24 protein-coding genes and 4 pseudogenes are annotated in these 22,468 nt (G+C 34.5%); 13 read left to right on the forward strand and 15 right to left on the reverse strand.

The genetic code is table 11. The annotated features are described in order from the left end of the window. Nucleotides 1-472: 472 nt before the first annotated feature. The 3 genes from BMX40_RS20205 to BMX40_RS09130 all read left to right on the forward strand — a co-directional run bounded on the left by BMX40_RS20205 (nucleotide 473) and on the right by BMX40_RS09130 (nucleotide 2,800). On the forward strand, nucleotides 473-625 hold the full coding sequence (locus BMX40_RS20205) for a hypothetical protein (RefSeq protein ID WP_170840728.1): 153 nt from the start codon (nucleotides 473-475) through the stop codon (nucleotides 623-625). Between the two features lie 101 nt (nucleotides 626-726). Next, nucleotides 727-1,275, forward strand: coding sequence for a sigma-70 family RNA polymerase sigma factor (locus tag BMX40_RS09125; RefSeq protein WP_090869062.1), 549 nt, complete (start codon nucleotides 727-729; stop codon nucleotides 1,273-1,275). Further along, a complete protein-coding gene (locus BMX40_RS09130) occupies nucleotides 1,268-2,800 on the forward strand; it encodes a hypothetical protein (protein WP_090869064.1) in 1,533 nt (510 codons plus the stop codon). The genes BMX40_RS09125 and BMX40_RS09130 overlap by 8 nt, the downstream gene beginning before the upstream one ends. 147 nt (nucleotides 2,801-2,947) lie before the next feature. Here the strand turns inward: BMX40_RS09130 and BMX40_RS09135 are convergent, their stop codons facing one another. Then, a complete protein-coding gene (locus BMX40_RS09135) occupies nucleotides 2,948-3,673 on the reverse strand; it encodes a metallophosphoesterase family protein (RefSeq protein WP_090869066.1) in 726 nt (241 codons plus the stop codon). A 366-nt stretch (nucleotides 3,674-4,039) separates the two neighbouring features. Between BMX40_RS09135 and BMX40_RS09140 the strand changes: the two genes are divergently transcribed. Together BMX40_RS09140 and BMX40_RS09145 are read left to right on the forward strand one after the other, a co-directional pair. After that, nucleotides 4,040-4,552 carry a hypothetical protein gene (locus BMX40_RS09140; RefSeq protein WP_090869068.1) on the forward strand — a complete coding sequence of 171 codons (513 nt, stop codon included), beginning with the start codon at nucleotides 4,040-4,042 and terminating at the stop codon, nucleotides 4,550-4,552. Nucleotides 4,553-4,630: 78 nt separating this feature from the next. After that, entirely contained in the window at nucleotides 4,631-5,650 is a 1,020-nt protein-coding gene (locus tag BMX40_RS09145) for a DUF3231 family protein (protein WP_090869070.1), read from the forward strand. A 91-nt stretch (nucleotides 5,651-5,741) separates the two neighbouring features. Here BMX40_RS09145 and BMX40_RS09150 read toward each other — a convergent pair whose 3' ends face one another. Together BMX40_RS09150 and BMX40_RS09155 are read right to left on the reverse strand one after the other, a co-directional pair. Further along, nucleotides 5,742-6,569, reverse strand: coding sequence for a mechanosensitive ion channel family protein (locus BMX40_RS09150; RefSeq protein ID WP_090869072.1), 828 nt, complete (start codon nucleotides 6,567-6,569; stop codon nucleotides 5,742-5,744). A 134-nt stretch (nucleotides 6,570-6,703) separates the two neighbouring features. Further along, entirely contained in the window at nucleotides 6,704-7,723 is a 1,020-nt protein-coding gene (locus BMX40_RS09155) for a DUF3231 family protein (RefSeq protein WP_090869074.1), read from the reverse strand. A 322-nt stretch (nucleotides 7,724-8,045) separates the two neighbouring features. Here BMX40_RS09155 and BMX40_RS09160 point away from each other — a divergent pair, with 322 nt between their 5' ends. Next, nucleotides 8,046-8,558, forward strand: a complete 513-nt coding sequence (locus BMX40_RS09160) for an RNA polymerase sigma factor (protein ID WP_090869076.1) — start codon at nucleotides 8,046-8,048, stop codon at nucleotides 8,556-8,558. Continuing rightward, nucleotides 8,551-10,098: a hypothetical protein gene (locus tag BMX40_RS09165; RefSeq protein ID WP_090869078.1), complete on the forward strand. Its 1,548-nt coding sequence runs from the start codon at nucleotides 8,551-8,553 to the stop codon at nucleotides 10,096-10,098. Before BMX40_RS09160 ends, BMX40_RS09165 begins: the two co-directional genes overlap by 8 nt. 93 nt (nucleotides 10,099-10,191) lie before the next feature. Here BMX40_RS09165 and BMX40_RS09170 read toward each other — a convergent pair whose 3' ends face one another. The 3 genes from BMX40_RS09170 to BMX40_RS09180 all read right to left on the reverse strand — a co-directional run bounded on the left by BMX40_RS09170 (nucleotide 10,192) and on the right by BMX40_RS09180 (nucleotide 11,411). After that, nucleotides 10,192-10,629: a hypothetical protein gene (locus BMX40_RS09170; protein ID WP_170840729.1), complete on the reverse strand. Its 438-nt coding sequence runs from the start codon at nucleotides 10,627-10,629 to the stop codon at nucleotides 10,192-10,194. A gap of 229 nt (nucleotides 10,630-10,858) precedes the next feature. Continuing rightward, complete coding sequence (locus BMX40_RS09175) at nucleotides 10,859-11,101, reverse strand: hypothetical protein (protein ID WP_090869082.1); 243 nt, start codon at nucleotides 11,099-11,101, stop codon at nucleotides 10,859-10,861. A gap of 121 nt (nucleotides 11,102-11,222) precedes the next feature. Next, nucleotides 11,223-11,411 (reverse strand): hypothetical protein, encoded by a 189-nt coding sequence (locus tag BMX40_RS09180; protein WP_090869084.1) that lies wholly within the window; start codon nucleotides 11,409-11,411, stop codon nucleotides 11,223-11,225. A gap of 482 nt (nucleotides 11,412-11,893) precedes the next feature. Between BMX40_RS09180 and BMX40_RS09185 the strand changes: the two genes are divergently transcribed. The 3 genes from BMX40_RS09185 (at nucleotide 11,894) to BMX40_RS09195 (ending at nucleotide 13,225) form a co-directional block, all read left to right on the forward strand. Further along, complete coding sequence (locus BMX40_RS09185; protein ID WP_090869086.1) at nucleotides 11,894-12,268, forward strand: hypothetical protein; 375 nt, start codon at nucleotides 11,894-11,896, stop codon at nucleotides 12,266-12,268. Nucleotides 12,269-12,351: 83 nt separating this feature from the next. Further along, on the forward strand, nucleotides 12,352-12,798 hold the full coding sequence (locus tag BMX40_RS09190) for a hypothetical protein (RefSeq protein WP_139177928.1): 447 nt from the start codon (nucleotides 12,352-12,354) through the stop codon (nucleotides 12,796-12,798). A 250-nt stretch (nucleotides 12,799-13,048) separates the two neighbouring features. After that, nucleotides 13,049-13,225 (forward strand): DUF4083 family protein, encoded by a 177-nt coding sequence (locus tag BMX40_RS09195; protein ID WP_268801949.1) that lies wholly within the window; start codon nucleotides 13,049-13,051, stop codon nucleotides 13,223-13,225. A 208-nt stretch (nucleotides 13,226-13,433) separates the two neighbouring features. On the opposite strand, the gene BMX40_RS20920 is transcribed toward BMX40_RS09195, so the two are convergent. Then, nucleotides 13,434-13,799, reverse strand: coding sequence for a group II intron maturase-specific domain-containing protein (locus BMX40_RS20920; RefSeq protein WP_139177929.1), 366 nt, complete (start codon nucleotides 13,797-13,799; stop codon nucleotides 13,434-13,436). A gap of 69 nt (nucleotides 13,800-13,868) precedes the next feature. Beyond that, a pseudogene (locus BMX40_RS09205) lies at nucleotides 13,869-14,502 on the reverse strand (SpoVR family protein); the annotation flags it as partial. A gap of 134 nt (nucleotides 14,503-14,636) precedes the next feature. On the opposite strand from BMX40_RS09205, the gene BMX40_RS09210 reads away from it, so the two are divergent. Beyond that, the gene (locus tag BMX40_RS09210) at nucleotides 14,637-15,218 is read left to right on the forward strand and encodes a sigma-70 family RNA polymerase sigma factor (RefSeq protein WP_090869092.1); all 582 of its coding nucleotides are present in this window, start codon (nucleotides 14,637-14,639) and stop codon (nucleotides 15,216-15,218) included. Continuing rightward, entirely contained in the window at nucleotides 15,202-16,290 is a 1,089-nt protein-coding gene (locus tag BMX40_RS09215) for a DUF4179 domain-containing protein (RefSeq protein ID WP_090869094.1), read from the forward strand. Before BMX40_RS09210 ends, BMX40_RS09215 begins: the two co-directional genes overlap by 17 nt. Before the next feature lie 124 nt (nucleotides 16,291-16,414). Here the strand turns inward: BMX40_RS09215 and BMX40_RS09220 are convergent. The 7 genes and pseudogenes from BMX40_RS09220 to BMX40_RS09245 form a co-directional block, all read right to left on the reverse strand. Beyond that, a pseudogene (locus tag BMX40_RS09220) lies at nucleotides 16,415-17,064 on the reverse strand (SpoVR family protein); the annotation flags it as partial. Between the two features lie 465 nt (nucleotides 17,065-17,529). Continuing rightward, a pseudogene (locus BMX40_RS20925) lies at nucleotides 17,530-17,802 on the reverse strand (DUF2691 family protein); the annotation flags it as partial. Between the two features lie 15 nt (nucleotides 17,803-17,817). After that, nucleotides 17,818-17,991: a hypothetical protein gene (locus BMX40_RS20210; protein ID WP_170840730.1), complete on the reverse strand. Its 174-nt coding sequence runs from the start codon at nucleotides 17,989-17,991 to the stop codon at nucleotides 17,818-17,820. 434 nt (nucleotides 17,992-18,425) lie between these two features. Next, nucleotides 18,426-18,878: pseudogene (locus BMX40_RS09230) on the reverse strand (SpoVR family protein); the annotation flags it as partial. A gap of 58 nt (nucleotides 18,879-18,936) precedes the next feature. Continuing rightward, nucleotides 18,937-19,329: a pepsin/retropepsin-like aspartic protease family protein gene (locus BMX40_RS09235; protein WP_090869101.1), complete on the reverse strand. Its 393-nt coding sequence runs from the start codon at nucleotides 19,327-19,329 to the stop codon at nucleotides 18,937-18,939. Continuing rightward, the gene (locus BMX40_RS09240; RefSeq protein ID WP_090869103.1) at nucleotides 19,326-19,586 is read right to left on the reverse strand and encodes a hypothetical protein; all 261 of its coding nucleotides are present in this window, start codon (nucleotides 19,584-19,586) and stop codon (nucleotides 19,326-19,328) included. Before BMX40_RS09240 ends, BMX40_RS09235 begins: the two co-directional genes overlap by 4 nt. Nucleotides 19,587-19,757: 171 nt before the next feature. Beyond that, complete coding sequence (locus BMX40_RS09245) at nucleotides 19,758-21,164, reverse strand: SpoVR family protein (protein WP_090869105.1); 1,407 nt, start codon at nucleotides 21,162-21,164, stop codon at nucleotides 19,758-19,760. 191 nt (nucleotides 21,165-21,355) lie between these two features. Here BMX40_RS09245 and BMX40_RS09250 point away from each other — a divergent pair, with 191 nt between their 5' ends. After that, a complete protein-coding gene (locus BMX40_RS09250; protein WP_342028677.1) occupies nucleotides 21,356-22,468 on the forward strand; it encodes a metal ABC transporter solute-binding protein, Zn/Mn family in 1,113 nt (370 codons plus the stop codon).

Here is a 22,468-nt window from a genome sequence, read left to right on the forward strand (position 1 = left end):
TCTTCTATTACCAGATTTTGAATTCATTCGGTTTTTCTATTGTACTGTTTTTGCAATTTGTTGTTGTCGATTTTTACATAAAATGCGACGTAACATTTTGTTTCGACTTTCCATTACTAATGGATGTAGCTTTAGAATACCGCTACGGCAGAATGCTTCGCTTTCCGCGGGCACGGCCTCAGCCAGGGTACTACTTGAATATGCTTCTTTGTTCCCTTGCGCCGAGGAATTTGCTTCGAAGAGTTACTAGTAGACGTAGGCGCATCTGTACGGGGTCTTCGGACACGTGCTGTTCCCGCAGGATAAGGAATGCTTCGGCAGCTCCATCGCACGCAGAAAATTGGTTTGTATTTTCAAGGAGTTATAATGAACGAAACTAGCCCCTTATCGTAACAACGTGGATTAATTTGGTAATACTGCTTACTATTGAGAAATACCAAATCAGAGCCATAATACGAAAGGAGCTAATATTATGAATGATACCACAAAATATGTAGGTTTAGACGTATCAAAAGACAAAATTGCAGTAGCGGTTGCCGATGAGGGACCATTTAGCTATGAGCTTGGCACCCTTACTAGAAAAGTCTGCATTAATCGATTTAATCGTAAAAGAAAAATAACTTGAAGTCCCAAAATTTATTTTACTAATTTTGGGACTTTTTTTGTGCTTGTTCGTCTTTAATAATACAATCGATTGTAAGAGGATTATTCAAATGAGGTGGAGATATGAACGAAATGCTCGAATCCGCTACTTCCATCCACTCCTTAAATAGAGAGGATGCCATCGAATGGATCATGGAAGAATACGGAGAAGGTCTGAAACGCTTTATCTTTTTCTATGTTAAAAACCGTGCGCAGACTGATGATTTATTTCAAGAAGTACTTCTCACTGTCTACCAAAAGTTGGATACATATGAAGAGCGTGCTTCACTTAAAAACTGGTTATACCGGGTTACCGCAAATAGATGCAAAGATTATCTACGGTCTCCGATCCATAGACTGATCACTTGGAAGGATCAAATGAAGGAAAAAGCCGACGATAGTACACCAGAGCAAGCATACCTATTGGACGAACAAAAGCATACTGTCATTGAAGCGATTATAGAACTGCCAATTAAATATAGGGAAGTACTCATTTTGCAATACTATAAAGAATTTAGCATCCAAGAGATTAGTGATTTATTACATGTGAATCCCTCAACTGTCAAAACAAGAATTAAACGGGCAAAGGAAAAATTAAAATCAACCTTAAAGGAGGAATTTCTCCATGAGTAAATTATCAAAAAAAGACTTTGATAACTACCTTGGAAAGGATGCTTATTATTCCAATCAAGATAAAGAACGTTTTTATAATACTTTACATCAACCTACTGGATATAAAAAACATTGGTTTCCACAGTTGTTAACTGCCGCCTTTTTAATTGGCATATTAATAGTCGGCGTGCAATTTTTAAAAGATGATATTCCATCGCTATCAACCACAAGTAACCCTAATGGACCCGGTTATGACTTGGGAGAAGGGATATTATCTGTCCATTCACAAGATGAAGTGGACTCATTCTATCAAGAAAAAGTTCCTGGATTAAAACAGGCGGAGGAATTAGGTCTTCTAACTACTATTGACGACACCATATCATTAACGAACGATTCCAGTCTTCACATTGAAAAAATATGGTACCACTCTTTGGGCATGGAGATATTTTATAGCATAGATTTACCAGATGCAGATTTATCAAACAAAAAGCTAACAGCACCGGGTATTACGGATTTATGGATAAATGGAGATAGTGATGAAAATATTCCTAAACAATATGTAAGTATTACCGAAGATAGCCTATACCCAAGAGAAGGCGTCATTTATAACGGTCGTTTCTATCACCATATACGGACAAACAAAATATTAGGAAGTGGAGACCGGCAGTTAAACAAGATTGAGCAATCCGTTCAAACAAATTTAACCATTTATCTATTTGATGAAGAAATTACCTTAAACAATATAGAAATCCCAATTTACTATGACAAAGAAAATGATGAGCCAACAATCACAACTAGACTAAGTGAGGGAATCAAGGATGACCTAGTCTCCATAAAATTTAACCGAATGGATATTGGTATCAACTACAATCATATTTACGGGAATATTAATATCCCCGATAAATATAAACTAAATCGAATAACCGGTTCATATCTCAATGAAAAAGATAACCAATACCAGCAAATTCACGGAATACCGAATGAATTCGAACCTGATTCTTTCCGCCTTTCTATACCCGCTTTTGAAACAGTACCAGAAGAGCTAGAACTACGTTTGGGAAGTGTAGTACTTTCGGGAAATGAATCATTCGAATTTTCTTTAGACGTATCAGATTATCAAGATAACCTTTCGAAAACTACAAGCAAAAGATACGGGTATACAGAACCAAGAAAAGTTGGACAAATTCAAGATACAGCTATTTATTTAGAAAGCGCACTATATGATCATCGTGGGATCTTTTTAACACTAAGATATGATCCCTTAAACGAAAACCAAGAGTTATCCCTTTATGCTGATAAACCATCAACACCCAAAATTGACACAAATACATTGGATATGGATCAGCCCTTATTATTTACTGGAACGAATGAAAAAGGAGAAGAAGCTAAATTTGGAGAACGCGGTAAGAATAATGATAATAGTTTCTACATCCTCCTAAAGAAAGATTATGTAATGAATTCGGAAACAATAAATATTAAAGTAGATAACGTACTATATGAGAACAAGATTGATCAATCTTTATTACTTCGAATGCCATCCATGTAACACCTAAGAAGTTGAGTGTAGAAACTTGCTTATCAAGTATTGTTATTCTTTTTGATATAACTATCTTGCATTAATAAATCCCTACCTCAATTAAGAGGTAGGGACCTTTTTCTTAGATACATTTATTTTTTATCCTTCATTGTATCACTACTTCGCATTCCGATACTTAGCAAACATGATCTCACCATAATATTGCTCGTACCCGGCTAATCCTAATTCTTTCGCTGCTTCAAGTTCCGCTTCTCTATCATAAGGAACTCGAACAAATTGAATGGAGTTGGTTTCAAATGTAGCATCTAAAATAGCATAGGAAGCAGTTGTTAAATCAAGGGAATTCCCGACACTTCCAACATTACAAAGTGTCCCAATTTCATATGTTCGTAATAGGGTTGTATGAATATCCCCATAAAAAACAATGTCTGGCTTCGGATCACTATCAGTCGTATGCGTTGCTTCACTATTTTCAAACATAGATAAACACTTTTCCACCGGGTGGTATTCTGGTGCAATTCGTTCAAATTCACTTCTTGGGGAAGCGTGGATGCAACGTACAAGCTGTCCATTCACCTCCATATCAATATGGAAAGGTAAAGAAGCAAGATAGTTGTTATCCTCTTTTGTCAGACGATCCTGAAACCAATGAATAAATTCATTGTCCGTTTCTTCTCGGATAAACACATCCCAATTCCCACGAATAACCTTCTCGCAGTGCTCTTGAATTAACTGAATACATTCAGATCCCCTAGGGCCTTTTCCTACTAAATCACCTAAACAAAAAATTCGGTTAACCCCACGTTTATGTATATCATTTAATACGGCCTTTAGCGCTGTTAAATTACCATGTATATCTGAAATAAGTGCAACCTTGGTCATACTCAATCCCCCTATTTGTTTGTAGTATATATCCTACCAAAAAAATTATAAAAGTTATACAATTATGAAAATATTCTTTCGAAAAGGAGCGGAACATAAAAATACAACCTAGTACTTATTAAATTTTTCGAAAATTCATGGTAAAATCAACTTAGCTGTAGGAAGAGAGGGGAATTCTTGTGAAAAAGGAGCTAAAAATACACGTTTTCATCTCGATCATCGTTTTATTATTCTTTTGTACGTTATCAATTTTTACTGGCAATGGGGATTTTTATGGTGGAGCCTGTTTATGGTGTTTATGGTTAACATCATTACCTATTTCAATATTAGAGGGAAAAAAAGTAGTAAATACAGGGAGGACTTTTTATGAGGAATGTTCGGAGTGCGGAAAAATTCTTATTAATTGGTTATAGCATCGTACTTTTATTTATGCTTTTACATGATTGGGTACCACTTGGTCCCTTAAATGATGTAGAAGCAATAAAGGCAGCTAAGTCATCTGGCGAGTTAGTGACAACAACTTTAATCGGGGTAATACAAATTGTTTTGTTAATGACAATAATACTTATTTATATTGGTAGAAAATACCCTCTATGGATAAAACTCTGGTTAATGATTCACCCTTCTTGCATCTTCATTGGTGCTATCCTATCTTGGTGGGTACCTTATCTGTTTGGAATTGGGGCAGAAGTAAAGGTTGCAGACTATACGCTGATGTTTAGCAACACCCACTCCTTTCTACCAGTAATGAACGGGATTGTTCCAAATACGATTCACCTAATATTTCATCTGTCACTATTTCTTTGTATCTGCATAACAATCTATTTAAATATGACACAGAATAAGATAAAGAAAATTCAAAGGGATTCCATTGCTTAAGACGTGCTTTTACATATATTTCATAAAAAAGTAAATAATATCTCCTTATGAGGTTGTTTATTAGGAGGATTATGATTAATGGAGGAAAAAAGAATTCACCTTACTTCTGGTGAAATAAGTTCGCTATGGACTTCCTGTATGAATGATAGCCTGTCAAAATGCATATTAAGTTTTATGCTAAAACATATTGAAGATCCTGAAATAAAATCAATTGTTCACCTAGCCTACGACTTTTCGTCTTCACATGTTGATAAACTAACTACGATCTTTAAAAAAGAAAACTTCGCACAACCAAATGCTTTTTCCGATGAAGATGTAAATACCGAAGCGCCTTGGCTCTTTACCGACCTTTTCTGTTTATCTTATGTTAATCATATGGCTACCGTTGGCATGGTAGTAAATAGTGGATTTCTTAGTATGAGTACTCGTATGGACATAAGGGAATACTTCACTAAGTGCTTGACTGATGCTACAAACCTTTATAACGAGGCAACCAAAATCGCTGTTGAAAAAGGGGTCAATTCAAGACATCCATATATTGAGGTTCCAAGTGAAACAGATTTTATCAATAGTAAAGACTATTTAAGTGGGCTAAACCCTTTTAACGAAAAACGACCACTTAATTCTGTTGAAATTTCCCACCTTTATTTTAATACAATGACAAACTCCATTGGCATAAAATTATCATTAGCCTTCGCACAAACCTCTCCAACCGTTGAAGTACAGGAGTATTTAGTTCGTCTTAAAGAAGTTGCTAAGAAACACACAAAACTCTTTTCTAATACCCTCCTAAAAGATGATATAGAAACACCTAAACTGCCTGATGTGGGAGTAAGTAGTTCCACGACACAAACCTTTTCTGATAAATTAATAATGTTCCATATGTCTCTTTTGATGACATCTGGAATAGGTAATTATGCAACTGCTGCAGCTGTTAGTCAGCGCCTTGACTTAGCTGTTAATTATGAGCGATTGTCGATCGAAGTAGCAAGACTAGCAAAAACTGGAGCAGATATCATGATTAAGCACAACTGGTTGGAGCAACCACCAGGAACAAAGGACCGAGATAAATTAATAAGAAAAAAACACAATCCGTAGCTCAAAGTAATCCATAAAAGAAAACCGGCATGAAGTTTATAATCATCATGCCGGTTCCTTTTACGGAAAGAAATTTAACTCATCCATATATTTATTCGGATTTATTGATATAGACTTGATGTGGAAATGGTATTTCAATTCCATTTTTGTCAAGCGCTTCTTTTATTGCTTTTCTTAGCTTTCTTTCAACAGCCCATTGTTCCATATTCTTTGTTTTTGCAATAACTCGTAATACGACGTCAGATGAACCTAAAGCTTGTACACCTACTACATCAGGCCACTCTGTGATAACCTCTTCCTGTTGTGCTATCTCATCACAAGCTTGTTGGATCACATTAATAGCTTGATCAATATTGTCATTATAAGATATCCCAATATCAACTAACGCACGCATATTACCTCTCGAATGATTACTAACACTTGTCACCTCACGATTCGGTATATAGTGAAGGGTTCCATCAAATCCTCGAAGTTTGGTTGTTCGTAAGCCAATCTCTTCAATAATACCATCCTGACCAGACATGGTGACATAATCTCCAACATCCATTTGTTTTTCCAAAAGCAGGAAGAAGCCTGTGACAACATCACTTACTAATCCTTGTGCGCCAAAACCAATTGCCAGTCCTACAATTCCAGCTCCAGCTAAAAGTGCTTTGATATCCAGCCCAAACAGCTCAAATACAATTCCTACAACAACGAATAATAGGAAATAAGAAAATATATTTACACTGATGGATTGTAGTGTTTTGTTACGACCGGTCTCCAAATCATTTGTTTTCTTAAAAGCCTTTTGAATCGCCTTTTTCCCAATAGATTTGGCAATAAAATAGATAATTACGATAGCAATTAGACGTAATAATATGGTTCCCCAGTCAATGAGTAATGTCGACAAATCTATTTCTTCTAACCAATTTAACATAATTTCACCTCTTAAAATTTTTCCATTAGTATGGATTAAAATACCCTAAACCAATGATTATTAAACAATAACAGCACCATCATACCAAAATAAGTGAGCTTAATATAATCATTAAGCTCACTTTAAAGAATGTACTATTCTTCTGCTCCCTTTTCTGCCAAAGCATTACGATCAGCAGCTAGTGGCGGCTGTTCAAACCATCCCTGTTCAATCATGATATTTATTCCGTCTTCCGCGTATTTCATTATATCGATAATTAATTTTTCATACTTTAACGCCAAATCTCTCCTTTGCGATACAGCTAATGCTGCACCATAATAACCAGACGCTGCCGATATTAATGTTACAATATGGAAGAGCAATAGTTTATCACTAAAAGGGGATTGGGTAGATTTCGTAACTTCTGAATCCCATTTTTGAGGGTATGGTAAATTACTTTCTGATAAAATAGAAGCCAATAAGTTAAACTGTTTATCACATATTTTTTCTCCACGCTGAATGTACTTGCGAATTTGTTTCGATTGGACAACTTGACTAAACCCTATTTCCAATACAATTTTTACAATATTTTTTTGTAAGTTGTAATAAAGACCACTCAGCTCAATTGCACTCAACGGTCGTTTTCCTCCAAACCAACCGTTAAGAAACCGTTGTTCCTTGACAAAGTCAACCTTCTCATCTGGATGAAAGGTTGGTGGTTTTGTAATAATCCCCTTATCTAACATTACTTTTATAATCATCTTATATAATTTCATCGTATCTGTATTGCATTGAATAAAATAGTCCACTTGATCTTCCCGAGTAGAAGTCCCTACTGCTCCTGCATAGCCTGTCAGACCATGGAGTGTCATAATATGCATGTACACGAGAACAAATGTATCCGAAAACAATGGTGGTGCATCGTAATTCACATCGTCTTTTGTGAAGCCAACCGGAATTGGATAATTTTCCTGCTTATAATAGGTTTTAATTTGAGAAACATGAGACTCTGCTAAATTTAGACTGTATTTTAAAATGTCCTTTGTATCTTTATCCTTCACTGTTTTCAAAAAGTAACGGATAACACAAATGGACATTGTATCATTAATATATTGCGTCCAAAGATTAGCTAGTTCTGCTGAAGTTAATCTTATTCTCTGCTTTTTTCTATTCAAGCTTAAGTCCTCCTAGACTTTGTTCGTACTTGTTCTAGTTTGAACAGGTTTAGGAATTATATACGATTAGAAACTACCTAGTCATTATATTTACTCTACAGGTACAGGAGTCAATTTACTCCGCCTTTCTTGTATATGAAAGCCTATTTCTACTTTTATATTGTCTATATATCACTAAAAATTTATTTTTTTCATTATGATGCGATATTTTTGAACCTACATCGTCTAATAAAGTGAAGTGAATTGATGTCGCGTTTATAGTTGCCTGTCAGTTGTATGCGGGATATAGTTGCGAGTTCAATCAGAGGGGAAGTTTCGTACTATGGATAAAGAAAAAATTATCACAGACTGGTTTTACCAATATAGTGATGAAATGTATAACTTCTTCATCTATCGTCTTGGAAATACAGATGTGGAGGATTTAGTTCAAGAAGTTTTTATTCGTGCTATGAAAGGGATAGAAACTTTTCAAGAAAATTCAAGCCCAAGAACATGGTTATATAGTATAGCAAAAAACTTGGCAGTTGATGAAGTCAGAAGGAGAAATCGTAAGAAGTGGAAATCACTTATACCTTTTAGAGCTCATCATGAACCCAACACAGTGGAGACACCAGAACAGCTGCTACAACTAAAAGAAGAACATAATGAGCTATATGAAGCAATTCTATCCTTAAAAGCTAGCTACAGGGACGTACTAATCATGCGCGGAATTAACGTGTGTTCTGTGCAAGAGACAGCAGAAGCTTTAGGCTGGAGTGAAAGTAAAACACGCTCGACGTATTATCGTTCCAAAAAAGCATTAAAGAAAAGGTTAGGAGGCAAATTCCATGAATAAAGATAATCTGGATAAAGAGCTTGAATCCATGCCACAAACCAAAATAAAACCAGAGCAAAAAAAGAGAATGCTTCATTCTATTTTGCACCAACCAGTTAACCAAAAAAGAAACAATCGATGGAAGAAACATTGGATACTACAAACATTAACAGCTGCAATCGTCATTGGGTTATTTATCGTTGGAATTCAGATTTATCAAGGGGAATCTCCTTTCTTTTCCACAAGCGATGAGGAAGAAATAATAGATTCTAAACCAGAAGAAAATACAGATTGGTCCAACTGGATATCAGCAGAAAGTATAATTGATGTAGATGCCTTTTATCAATCCACTATTCCCGGATTGAGGATAGCTGAAGAATTAAATCAAGTAGTAGAAATCAATCAAAAATATCCGTTAAATAACGATGTTTTCCTCTACATCGATAAAGCCTGGTATCACGAAGATAAAATTCATTTGTTTTATAGCATGGATCTCTCGGATGATGAAATCGTAACAAATAATTTAGAAACTGGAGTTCTTTACGATTTCCTTTTACACAAGGAAAATGACTCCACAATAAAGCTAAAAACAGATTCCCCAAGCCCTTGGAGTGGCGTCGTTTTTAACGATGTGTTCAATAGTAAAGTCTATCGCGTATCAACAATTACGCTGGAGGATGCAAAGCAATTAGCAGGTCGAGAGCAATTAACAACAACCTTCTCAATTGACTTGTATCATAATGAGGTTACGTTACCTGAGATTCAATTACCTGTAGCTTATGGGAATCAGGAAATTTCTTCTTCCTATTTAAAGGAATGGAGAGAAACAATGAACTCCACGATCGTTTTAGAAAGATATGATAAAGGAGCCGATAAAGGGTATATTTACGGTTCGATTGAATCTGAAATGGGGCAGGAAATTGAGAACCTTCATGGTACAATAACATTGAACAACGGGGATAGGATTCCTATAAAAGAAAGAATTATTGACCTTCATGAAAATGAATTTGTAATAGAAATTACTGAATTAACGACAGAAAGTGTATCCATGGAATTCGACTATTTATCTATGATAGAAAAAGAAGACACAATTGATATACCTATTGATGTTTCGGAATATGAAGGAAGTGTTTTTGGTGATCCAGTTGAAGAAACCATGAAGGTAGGAGTTGACAATGTTTATAATACCAACATCATTTTAAGAAGCTTAACCTTTGACGATAAAGGATTGACTGTCGGTATTTCGACTGAAAAAGTTAATTCGAATGGTTCTTCTCAACTCAACATCTCTAGTATTACTCCCGAAAAGCACAATGAGAGGAGTGATTCCCTAAATATCATTTCTGCTGTAGATAATCATGGAGAATCTGCAAAAGAACACGACTTGCTTTCAGCAGAACATCATCAACTTTCTTCTGGTGATGAACTAGAAAATGACATCCTTACATTTGGAATAGCCAAAGGCTTTATAGAAGGTAAAGAAGAGATCACAGCCCATATTCGTAGATTATCAATTGGTGAGGAGTTTGAATGGAATGTAGAGATTCCAAAGCAAGAATAGGTCAAAAAGCTTAAGGTAAATAAGCTTTCCAGAACACCTGGTATAGCCAAGAGTTTTCAAAAAATAATGAGCCTCTCAAAAATGAGGGGCTTATTATTTTTCCCTTGCTACAAACCTTGGTTCATAATTTGAAATAACCTCGAATATTTCATCTCCGGTAATGTAAAGATGATGTTCGACTTCAGGAAAAAGTTCTCGGTTTGCAATAGGATTACTATCAAACTGTTTAATGTAATTAGAGTTCCTCATCTTACAAAAGTACGCAGATTTTTCATCTATTTTCTTATTTGTTTTATCAATTTCTGGCCGGGGTAAATGAATACTGCCACATTCCGTATTATGTCGGAAGCTCCAAACAAAATACTCTAAAGGACATACTTTGTCGGGATCATCATATATAACATCAACCTCATTGCCATGATTATCCTCTAAAGTAATCTTTAGATACTCGTTGTGCCTTAGTATCTCTTTAAAATGCATTCGATGTGTATACTCACTTTTTAATACTGTTGTTGGTTGCCATATTTCCAATACTTGATTGTTATTTTTATGGTGATTAATTAGCTTCTCCTCCTTCGCTTAGTATAAGTACTTAATTTTATTGCTCTTACTATCTATGTATCGATAGCTCAAAATCAAAATCGTAATCATTGTATAATACTCTATCATACGTTACTGATTTATTTTTAACTATCGTGGATTAACTACATTGTATCAAATTAGTGATGACGATGTATTTTATTTTGTAATGAGATTTTTATTATAGACTCACCCTAATCATTGGGTCTCTTCGTAAATGAATGACCAGATTATCATTGGACGTATGATATACAATATTACCTTCTTCTACCCTAAAAAACTCTTTATTTACCTCTTCTTCTGGTATTGTACGTATAGGTGCAACTTCATCTGCAATTTTCTTATCACCTTCTAAATGATAATCAAGTATGGAAACTAAAACAAACTGACTTGGGTACAATTCTCTTACTTCTTGCCATTTCATTTTGATTCCTCCTCTTTTCTTTTATTATACCATCATTTTAGTTATTTTTTGGTAATAAAAATAGAGCTTGATATAAGTGCTCAAGCTCTATTTATCCAACAAAACTTTATACATATAAATTCTAAAGCAACCTCCGATAAACCCTATCCCCATTATAAGAATACACAACCTCTTTATCATCCACAACCGTTTCCATATAAACCTTCCGTCCCCATAGCTTGTGAATATACTGCAACACATTTTCCAAATACTTCAGATCAAGCTCCGTTCCTTCATGATTGTGCTCTAAATAAAGCTCTCCATTTCGCATGTACGTTGAATCAGATGACCTGCCTAAACTAATGTAAAGAAATATATAGGTATATCAATATACGAATTTATATCCCATTTAAAATCGCCATTGAATCTGTTCATATTTAGTCTACTAACCTCAGTCGTTTGCTAAACATGAATAAATTCTTATTTTAACACAAGTTATACATGTTGATTACGATGTTATTTCCTTTACTACAAACCTTTGATATCAAATTTTTAGTGGAATGAAGTTAGCAGTTTTGGTGGATATTTTTCACAATAAAAACAATATTTAAACTATGGGGAAACCAGGATTACAAAATGTGGTTTTTAGTCGATTAATGGATCACAACTTTCCCAATACAAATAATGTATTTATAATGTTAAGGTTTAATTACATAACTAACAGTCACCCAGAATAAAAAATAAATGGGAGGAGACAGAGAGGCATTTCTATTAGTTTGAAAAAATAACACTAGAATACTTGGGAGAATAATTTTGAAGAAAAAAAATGTATTTTTAATCATTGCTTTAGGATTTTTATTTTCATTTCTGCAAACTCCTGTGCAAGCTGAACAAACTAAAGAGAAGAAAGAATTAATTGAGAGAGCAGACAAGTATTTTTCTACTAACCTAAACCAGCTTAAAGGAAAAATAACTGCATTGGAGAAAAGTAAAAAACAAACTGTTACTTTTGAAGACATCAAGGTATTAATTAATAGTTATTACAAAGATAATCCAATGCCTCAAGAAATTGACGAATCGAACTTATCGATGAAGGACATATATCCTGAAGACGTAGCTAGTTCTAAAAACAGAAGGAACACTCTAGTTGTAAACGATATTATGAAAGAAAAAAACATAATAACGTAAATTCAGAGGATGAATTTTTCAAAACCTTTGATACTGAAAACGGTACTATAGATTTGTATTTAGGTAAAGGCGGAATAATGATTTTGGAAAATAAAACAAAATCAATTAATAACATCGGACATACTAATTCCACAGATCAACTGCAAATTATGTCAGAAATTCCATATGAACATACACCGCTAAAAAGCACTACTGCTACTGCATATAACGGTGCAGGTGGAAAATTGTTTACCCTTGAAGCGGAAGGACAATGGCAATTTAATGGTTCAGATGTTCAAGCAACATTTGGAGATGGTGACTTTAAAAGACACTTTTGGGGATCAACATTAAATATAGATGTGGTTAACCGTGGAAGTGAACGACCACTTTTTATAGGTGGCTACAAATATAGTGAAATTTATACAAAGGCATATGTAGAAAGTGTATTTGGAATTAGATGGGCTGGTATTGTTTACAATTCATTTAATGCTGAAGTATATGTAGGTGCAACTCAAACTGGCAATATTTATGGTGCTGCAGTAGCCGATTAATTTATGTTAATTTAACATTTTTTGTTTAAATAAGCGAAATAAAGTATATATTTTATTTCGCTTATTTTCCTTAAGGAAGGGCGAGCAAGAACAATTTCTAACTGAGAACAAGTATTTACTTAAGCGGTGAGAAGAAATTTTATAAATAAGGGTCCGGAATCAAACAATTATTATTTCATTTTTATTACAAAAGAATACTATTATATTGTGTTACTATAGAAATATAAACAAAATAAAGGGAGTTTTATCTTTGCTAGAAATAATTTATCTTACTATAATGATAGTTTTAATCCTGTTATTTATAATTTCATTCACTCTTTTTGTTCGGAGAATGGTTACAAATTCCAAAGCTGAGAAAATTAGCGCTCTAAGAATTGAGGAAAAGTTAGATGAAATTATAAAACTGTTGAAAAAACAAAGCAATTAGTTTATAAATTTTTTTAAGATGGTTGATAGAGAAATAGTTAGTTCATAAGAGAGTATAAGATATTACATTACCTTATACCCTTTTTTTATGGCAACAATTTAACTCGAATACGATTATGTTTTGGTTAATTTCCTGGAGATGACAAAATATGAATATGCTTTATCCATCATTCAAGCTTCTTTAATATGGACGGTGCGTGAAGGAGTTTTTAATACCCTAGAGATCCAACGAGATATAGGTTAAGTTTGCGGATTCGTTCTTCCATTTCCGTGTATTCTTTTCTAGAAGTTAATTCTCTGACTTTAGACTTAAACCTTTGTATCGGGCGTTTTAGATATTTTGACTTTATGGTCTTTTTTACCGAGTTGTCACAGCGTTCCAACAGATTCTCCACGAGTAAGAGTATAAACTTTCCTTCCATCCACCTAGCCTTGTATGGGGTTCGTGTTCCTCGGAGCAGAAGTTTGAAGCCGACTTCCTTTAGCCATGTAGGTCGCTCTAAATAGCCTTGTCTTAAGCTACAGCTACTAATGCCTTCACTGTTCAAGACTTTCACCCTAGGGCCTAGACCCATGCCGGGCACACATGAAAAATAGAGCTTAGTGGCTAGCTATATTTCAATAAAGTTATTGATTATTTTATTTCACATCAACCGCCGATACACCTTATCCCCATTATACGAATACACAACCTCTTTATCATCCACAACCGTTTCCATATAGACCTTCCGCCCCCACAACTGGTAAATATATGGCAACACATTCTCTAAATATTTCAAATCTAACTCCGTTCCTTCATAATTATGCTCCAAATAAAGTTCTCCATTTCGCATGTAATCGCCATTTTCTACTGTGATATATGGAAACCCACCATTTACACGCATGGAAACAAACTGGTCTCTGACATTTTCATAGTATTTTATCTGTTACACGGTAATATTCGCCTTGCTTTTCAAACAGGTACATATCCTCCTGTTTCACGAGGTCTTTCGTTAAATAATTTCGGATAAAAGAAATGTCGGATTCGATTTCACGAACTTCAAAAATCTTTTCCCTTCCAGAACCAGGTTCCACTCCACGTTCTTTCATTTCATCCGTTGGATTGTTGTAACGTTCTTCGATATCTTCAAATATCTTCAGTCCGAGGTAATATGGGTTAATTTGTTGCTTGGACGGCTGCACGACACTAGCGTTAAGTTTAGCAAACTCCACCGTTTCTTCTGAGGTTAGATCCATTTCACGAAGGATACGTTGATGCCAGTAAGATGCCCAGCCTTCTTATCGTGTAGGTGTTATAATAATACAAAATTACTCTATTACAAGAAATTATGAAAATCTCGCAAAAAAATATAAATTTTATCGTCTTATATTATGTAAAAGCTTTTACAAAGTCTTAGAAGGAGTAATTATAGATGAAATCTAATGATAAGAATTTTGTCAAACGCCTCCAAAAAGAAAAGGAGGATGCGCTAGAATATATCGTAAATCAGTATTTACCTCTTGTTAAAGGAATCTCTTTTAAGATACTTGGACCAATTCAAAATGAAGGTCTTTTAGAAGAATGTATTAACGATATATTTCTCTCTATCTGGAATAATGCCAAAAAATTCAAAGGTGATACGAGTAATTTTAAATATTGGGTTGCTACTATTGCTAGATTTAAGGCAATTGATTATTATCGTAGAGCAATTAAAAATAATGAAGTAGAAGCCGACTTTTTAGAATTCCAAGCTGATTTTTCTGTGGAAGAAAAGATTATCCAAGCTGAAAATAAGGAGGAAATTCTAGCATTAATTAATCGTACCCTAGATCCTGTTGACCAGAAAATTATAGTAATGCGATATTTTCTAGATATGGGATCTGAAGAGATTTCCGAGAAGCTTAATTTAACAAAATCAGCAGTTGATAGTAGGATTTTTAGAGGTCGTAAAAAGTTGAATAAACAAGCCAAAAACTATTATTTAGGAGGTAGTTTAGGTGAAAGATATCTATGAACTATTTAATGATATTGAAGTACATGACAATGATAAAAAAATAGAAGTTTCGGATATTGAAAAGAAAAGAGTGTTTAAACAACTAAGTCATAGAATTGTAAAAACAAAAAAGCAAAGTAAATGGAAAAGAGCCCTATCAATAGCAATAGTAACATTTGGAGTAATGTTCTCCGCAATGTTCGGTCTTTCCTTTACAGCTTATGCCGACGATATACCGTTCCTAGGGAATATTTTCAAGTTTTTTAGTAGTGATGGGAATTATGTAGAATATGATAAAAATGCTGAGGAACTGAATTTACTTCAAGAAAGTAATGGGATAAAAATAAGTATAAATGATGCCATATTTGACGGGAAAACCCTCTATATTACCTACATGATTGAAACTCATAAAGACTTAGGTGAAAATCCATGGGTTAACGGGATGCCAGTATTTGGAGATAGTGGAATGAGCAGCAGTCAGAAGATATCAAGAATTGAAGATGGGAAATATATAAGTGTGATGGAAGTTGACCATCTAAGTTCATTTGAGTTAGATGAAATCAATGTTGACTGGCGCATTGAAAGCATATCGACAGAAGCTAATAATCAAGGTACAGTATTTGAAGGAAATTGGGAGTTCCAATTTGATGTAGAAGCAGTTGAAAGACAAAATCTCATGGTAAATGAAACAACAGAAAAAGACGGAATAACATTTACTGCAGATAATATATCCATAACTCCGATGTCATTTATTTTATCTTACAGTTATACTGCGACTTATGAAATCACTAATAATTGGGATAATGTATTTGTCACGGTCGAAGTTAAGGATAATTTAGGGAACAGTTATAAGACATTAAATGGACGAGGATTGGGTGATACAAAAATATTAGTTAGCTCAATTGCCACCTTTGATAAAGTGGACCCAAATGCTAATAAATTAATCTTAACTCCAATCATTGAGCTATCAGATAACGACACGATTGGCTATGATAAAAATGGCAAGCCAATAAAGGCTAATTATCGTTCAATAGACAGTGAAGCAGACTATAAAGAAATACAGCTTGAGGAAATTATTGTTGAATTAAAATAAAATAATCTATAATTTCTATATCTACTACTGATATTTATGAGAAGTCAGATTAATGGGCTTCCATATCAAGCACTTGTAGAGAAAATTTTCGATTTTCTCTACAAGCTTACTTTTATAATACTTGTTATAACAACCTCCGATAAACCTTATCCCCATTATACGAATACACAACCTCTTTATCATCCACAACCGTCTCCATATAAACCTTCCGACCCCACAGATGATAAATATAAGGCAACACATTCTCCAAGTATTTGAGGTCAAGTTCTGTTCCTTCATAAATATGCACTAAATACAACTCACCATTTCGCATATAATCGCCATTTTCAACAGTTATATACGGAAACCCACCATTGACTCTCATTGAAACGAGTTGGTCTCTAACATTTTCATAGTCCTTATCGGTAATCCGGTATACTCTCCCTGTTTTTCAAACAAATACATATCCTCTTGTTGCACGAGGTCCTTTGTTAAGTAATTCCTGATAAAAGATATGTCCGACTCGATTTCACGAACTTCAAAAATCTTTTCCCTTCCAGAACCAGGTTCCACTCCACGTTCTTTCATTTCTTCCGTTGGGTTATTGTACCGTTCTTCGATATCTTCAAATATCTTCAGTCCGAGCTAATAGGGATTTATTTGTTGCTTGGACGGCTGCACGACACTTGCATTCAATTTTGCAAACTCCACCGTTTCTTCTGAAGTCAAGTCCATTTCCCGAAGAATCCGTTGATGCCAAAAACTCGCCCAGCCTTCGTATCGTATAGGTGTTTTTCTTTAACTATTCCAATCCATTGGACGAATTTTAGTGTATCCAAAACCCCGGTTTAAAGGAATAAAGGGTATTGCACTAACAACATTTTTATAGTATCAAAACATTCTTGTTAAAAGAGGATACTGTCATATCATCCTCCAATCATATTTTCAGTAATAGGGGCGGAATTGAATTTATTTCGATTCGTTACCAAGATTTTATGAGTATAGGGAAGTTAGTAATGAATAAGTGGTACAAGCCATCAAATCACATTTTAAAAAGAAAATAATTACTACTAAGTTTGATCTTAAAATTCTTTAAACAAATACACACAACTGGTTTTATCATACTACACATATTGAAAGAGAATGTGCAGATTAGATCATAGAGATTTAAAAATCATCCCCACACTTTATATATTGTGGGGATGATTTGGGTTTAAGGTCTAATGATAATTAACTTTGTATAATTAATCAAATATTAAATCAGAATGTTCTTTTTGTATCTATATGCTTTACATTAGTAAAGTTACATTTTATACACTTCTCTAAAAAGTTAGTCAATATTGAACTATCTTTGGATAATACTATAATCTCTTCAGAATCCACCACACAAACTAACAAATCACATGAAGAGTTTACAAACTCTAACATAGACTTAATTGATTTATTTTCTCCATCTTTATCAAAATAGCAAGAGAACGTTCCAATAATAGGTAAATAATTTGCCAAAGTAACAAACTCTTTCATTTGTGTATTAGTTAGAACTTGAAGTTAATCAAGCTGTTTCAACCTATCATTAATTTTAGTGTCAACTTCCTCAAATAATAATTCAAATTGAGTACCTTTGATCCATGATGAATCTACTTCTAAAATGTCTCCCAATAATCTATCAAATATTTTATTATAAGATATTGGTACATTAAAAGAAATGCCTATTTTACTCACTACAGTACCTCCAATTTATGGGGCTAGTCTTGTTGGAGTATTTCCACTCCAACTCCAGGAATGTCTATGAGGAAACACGTGTCCTACTCCTCCGTGAAAATAATCAATATCCATATCCGCTTTCCCATCTCTATTATAATACCTTCTTTGTTTTACTTTTCCATCAACTATTAAGTCTTTTGAAGAATATGCTGCATCCTTAGTTGGAAGTGAAGAACCACTACTTCTAGAATGTTTAGTAGTTTTTCCACCATTTGTTACAGCTTTACTATACGAATGATAAACTGTACATTCATAAAAGAAAAGTATCTCTTTTCAACGTGTTCGGTTGATGGGGAGTAAAACACTAAAAACACTCTAAAATAATAACAACACAACTAACATATACTTTAACAGTAAATATAAAAGCATCACTTTGTACCCAACTGTAACTTTTCTACTGTAATATATGGAAAAACTCCATTTACCCTCATCGAAACTAACTGATCCCTAACATTTTCATAATCCTTATCGGTAATCCGGTAATACTCACCTTGTTTTTCAAAAAGGTACATATCTTCTTGTTTTACTAGGTCTTTGGTTAAGTAGTTGCGGATAAAGGAAATATCTGATTCTATTTCACGTACTTCAAAGATTTTCTCTCTTCCTTTTCCATGCTCCACACCGCGTTCTTTTATTTCATCGGTAGGGTTGTTATAACGTTCTTCAATGTCTTCAAAGATCTTTAGTCCAAGATAATAGGGGTTTATTTGCTGTTTGGATGGCGCAACAACGCTTACATTCAATTTAGCAAACTCCACCGTTTCTTCTGATGTTAGGTCCATTTCCCGAAGAATCAGTTGATGCCAGTACGCAGCCCAGACTTCATATCGTATAGGTGTTATTTTATCAGTATAAAATCATATAAAAATAAAACACCTAAGATAATAACTTATCTAGGTGTGTTTAATTATTCTTATAGTTTACTTTAAGTGACTTGAAGTCAATGTTCATTCCCGTTTTCAGCATAAAATCCAACCCTACTAAACCATCAAAACCATACATCTCTTGTACCATTCCTAATTGTAAATTAAAATCATCCAACCTTTGATGATCAATACTCAAACCATTTACTTTTTGCTCTATACAGACTTCACCTTTTCCGCCTACGCCATACATTCTCCTCGGTCTACCGTGAGAAAAGTCAATAATTAAGCCTATCTTAGCCATCATATCCGTATCAAAAATTGTAACTGCACAACCAGTATCAATTAATACATTATTAAAAATCATACTTTTCTTTCCATAATCTATTCTTAACTCAGCTATTGGCAACCCCTTCTCTACCCTTATCTTCATGTTCTTCCCCTTATACCAGCAAAAAACTGTTCAATTACTTCAGCATTGTCCTTTGATGTATGAAAGATATACAGTTCTTTTTCAGGGTTTTGTTTATGGATCTTTTTATACTCTTGCCAAGCCTCCATATTATCGTGAAACTCTGATACAACAGCCATTTCATTGACTGTTCTAACATTGTGATCCAATGATGTCTCTAAAGCTTCTACTAGTACAATCTGGTTTGGAAAAGTATTTCGTACTTCAGACCACTTCATAACAGCACCTCCATCATTGATTTAACTATATTATATCAAATTAATTATGGTAAAAGTTAGATATTTAATGTTTGTTTTATTTGATTAGGAGTCACCGCTCGTTACATTAGTGATTAAAAAATAGAGCTTATATTATAATAAGCTCTGAATATCAATTTTAGAGTTATTGTCTTACAACAACCTCCGATAAACCTTATCCCCATTAAACGAATACACAACCTCTTTATCATCAACAACTGTCTCCATATAAACCTTCCGCCCCCATAGCTGGTAAATATAAGGCAACACATTCTCTAGATATTTCAAATCAAGCTCCGTTCCCTCATAACTGTGCTCCAAATACAGCTCACCATTCCGCATATAATCACCATTCTCTACCGTGATATACGGAAACCCACCATTCACGCGCATCGATACAAGCTGGTCTCTGACATTTTGATAGTCTTTATCGGTAACACGATAATACTCCCCTTGCTTTTCAAACAGGTACATATCCTCCTGTTTCACGAGGTCTTTCGTTAAATAATTTCGGATAAAAGATATGTCGGATTCGATTTCACGAACTTCAAATATCTTTTCCCTTCCAGTTCCAGGTTCTACACCTCGTTCTTTCATTTCATCCGTTGGGTTATTGTACCGTTCTTCGATATCTTCAAATATCTTCAGTCCGAGATAATAGGGATTTATTTGCTGTTTGGATGGTTGCACGACACTTGCATTCAATTTTGCAAACTCCACCGTTTCTTCTGAGGTTAGATCCATTTCTCGGAGAATCAGTTGGTGCCAATAAGAAGCCCAGCCTTCGTTCATGATTTTCGTTTCTAGCTGTGGCCAAAAGTAAAGCATTTCTTCTCGCATCATCGTTAAAATATCTCGCTGCCAGTCTTCCAGCTCACGACTGTATTCTTGAATGAAGAGTAATAGATCTTTTTCTGGTTTAGGTGGAAACTTTTTGCGAACCTTTGCCTTTGGTAGCTTTTCAGATTTCACCTTATCTAAATCCCATAAGTCGTCATATGGAGACTTGGCTACTGGCTTATCCTTACTCTCCTCCTCGGTTTCATAAGAAGGTAATTTAGACCGCACAATTGATGGATCGATATGCTCTTGAATGGATAATACAGCATCGAGAAATTTTTCAACTTCCTCTTTCCCGTGAATCATCTCATAGTTGGCTATCCTTTCAGCAGTAGCTGTCATGCTTTCTACCATATCTCTTCTCGTATTCGTAAATCGGATATTATTTTTAAAGAAATCACAATGCGCTAATACATGTGCAATGATGAGTTTATTTTGAATTAGGCTATTTGATTCTAGTAGAAATGCATAGCATGGATCTGAGTTAATCACTAGCTCATAGATTTGGCTTAAGCCTAAGTCATACTGAAGTTTCATTTTATGAAATTGCTTCCCAAAGCTCCAATGAGAAAAACGTGTCGGCATTCCGTATGCGCCAAATGTATAAATAATATCAGCAGGACATATTTCGTAACGCATTGGATAAAAATCCAAACCAAATTCAGATGCAATTTCAGTAATTTCGTCAATTGCCCTAGTAAGTTCCTTTGATTCCTTCAAGGTGGATCCCTCCAAGTTTCCTTTTTATAGCTTATGAATGAAAGTAGAAATGATGAACAAGAAAAAGTACGGATACTTCTAATTTGAGATACATATAATGAACCGAAATAAACAAATCGTAATCATTACTATTTACAAACCGTAATCATTACGATATAATTCGAATTATGAAATCAAAAGGAGCGATAAAATTGAACAAAAAATACCTAGCAGCTTTGTTTGGAATTATGATTATTCCTTTCATATTAGGTGCATGCAACAATACTTCGAGTTCTAATCAAGAAGATTCTGTAACTGATGACCCGTTAAAAATTTATACAACACTATATCCACTTGAAGACTTCGTCAATAAAATTGGAGGCGACTATGTAGAGGTAGAGAGCATTATTCCTCCAGGATCCGATAGCCATACATATGAGCCGACATCAAAAGAAATGGTTGAAATCGCCAAAGCAGATGCATTCATATTTAATGGCTTAGGAATGGAAACATATGCGGAAAAAATTTCCTCTGCATTAGAGGATGAAGATGTCATGATTGTTGAAGCTACTGTTGATATTGAAACAATTGAACATCACCACGAGCATGGTCATGAAGAAGACGAGGCACATGATCACGTGGATGAGAGCGAATCCAGCGACGAAGATCATGATCATAATCACGAGAGTGAGAGCGAATCTAATGACGAAGAGCATGATCATAACCACGAAGATGAAAGTGAGTCTAGCAACGAAGATCATGAAGAGGAAAGCCAAGATGAACATCATGAACATGAACACGGGGACCTAGACCCTCATATATGGTTAGATCCGCACCGAGCAGTTAAACTGGCAGAAAATATCAAAAATGCACTTGTAGAGCTTAACCCTGAAGCATCCGATATTTTCGAACAAAACTATGAAACATTGAAAGCTGATTTAGAAGAACTAGACCATGATTTTCATAGCTTAGTAGAAACTAAAGAAAATCCAGAAATGGTTGTATCCCACGCTGCCTATGGTTACTGGGAAGAATCTTATGGAATTACGCAAATTCCTATTTCCGGTATTTCCTCTAGTGATGAACCATCACAAAAAGATCTTATTGAAATAATTGATTTAGCTACTGAAAAGGAAATTAAATATATCGTTTTTGAACAGAATGTTACACCAAAGGTTGCTGAGGTTATCCGCGAGGAGATTCATGCAGAGGCTATCTCATTACACAATCTTTCCGTATTAACAGATGAAGATATCGAAAATGGCGAAGACTATTTTAGCTTAATGGAAAAAAATTTAGAAGTTCTAGATCAAGTACTACGATAA

This window comes from Oceanobacillus limi (assembly GCF_900111445.1).
Classification (GTDB): Bacteria; Bacillota; Bacilli; order Bacillales; family Amphibacillaceae; genus Ornithinibacillus; species Ornithinibacillus limi.

Coding starts and splice junctions, on each gene's coding strand:
- BMX40_RS20205 (WP_170840728.1), top strand. CDS start 473: ATGAATGATACCACAAAATATGTAGGTTTAGACGTATCAAAAGACAAA.
- BMX40_RS09125 (WP_090869062.1), top strand. CDS start 727: ATGAACGAAATGCTCGAATCCGCTACTTCCATCCACTCCTTAAATAGA.
- BMX40_RS09130 (WP_090869064.1), top strand. CDS start 1,268: ATGAGTAAATTATCAAAAAAAGACTTTGATAACTACCTTGGAAAGGAT.
- BMX40_RS09135 (WP_090869066.1), bottom strand. CDS start 3,673: ATGACCAAGGTTGCACTTATTTCAGATATACATGGTAATTTAACAGCG.
- BMX40_RS09140 (WP_090869068.1), top strand. CDS start 4,040: ATGAGGAATGTTCGGAGTGCGGAAAAATTCTTATTAATTGGTTATAGC.
- BMX40_RS09145 (WP_090869070.1), top strand. CDS start 4,631: ATGGAGGAAAAAAGAATTCACCTTACTTCTGGTGAAATAAGTTCGCTA.
- BMX40_RS09150 (WP_090869072.1), bottom strand. CDS start 6,569: ATGTTAAATTGGTTAGAAGAAATAGATTTGTCGACATTACTCATTGAC.
- BMX40_RS09160 (WP_090869076.1), top strand. CDS start 8,046: ATGGATAAAGAAAAAATTATCACAGACTGGTTTTACCAATATAGTGAT.
- BMX40_RS09165 (WP_090869078.1), top strand. CDS start 8,551: ATGAATAAAGATAATCTGGATAAAGAGCTTGAATCCATGCCACAAACC.
- BMX40_RS09175 (WP_090869082.1), bottom strand. CDS start 11,101: ATGAAATGGCAAGAAGTAAGAGAATTGTACCCAAGTCAGTTTGTTTTA.
- BMX40_RS09180 (WP_090869084.1), bottom strand. CDS start 11,411: ATGCGAAATGGAGAGCTTTATTTAGAGCACAATCATGAAGGAACGGAG.
- BMX40_RS20920 (WP_139177929.1), bottom strand. CDS start 13,799: ATGGGTCTAGGCCCTAGGGTGAAAGTCTTGAACAGTGAAGGCATTAGT.
- BMX40_RS09210 (WP_090869092.1), top strand. CDS start 14,637: ATGAAATCTAATGATAAGAATTTTGTCAAACGCCTCCAAAAAGAAAAG.
- BMX40_RS09235 (WP_090869101.1), bottom strand. CDS start 19,329: ATGAAGATAAGGGTAGAGAAGGGGTTGCCAATAGCTGAGTTAAGAATA.
- BMX40_RS09240 (WP_090869103.1), bottom strand. CDS start 19,586: ATGAAGTGGTCTGAAGTACGAAATACTTTTCCAAACCAGATTGTACTA.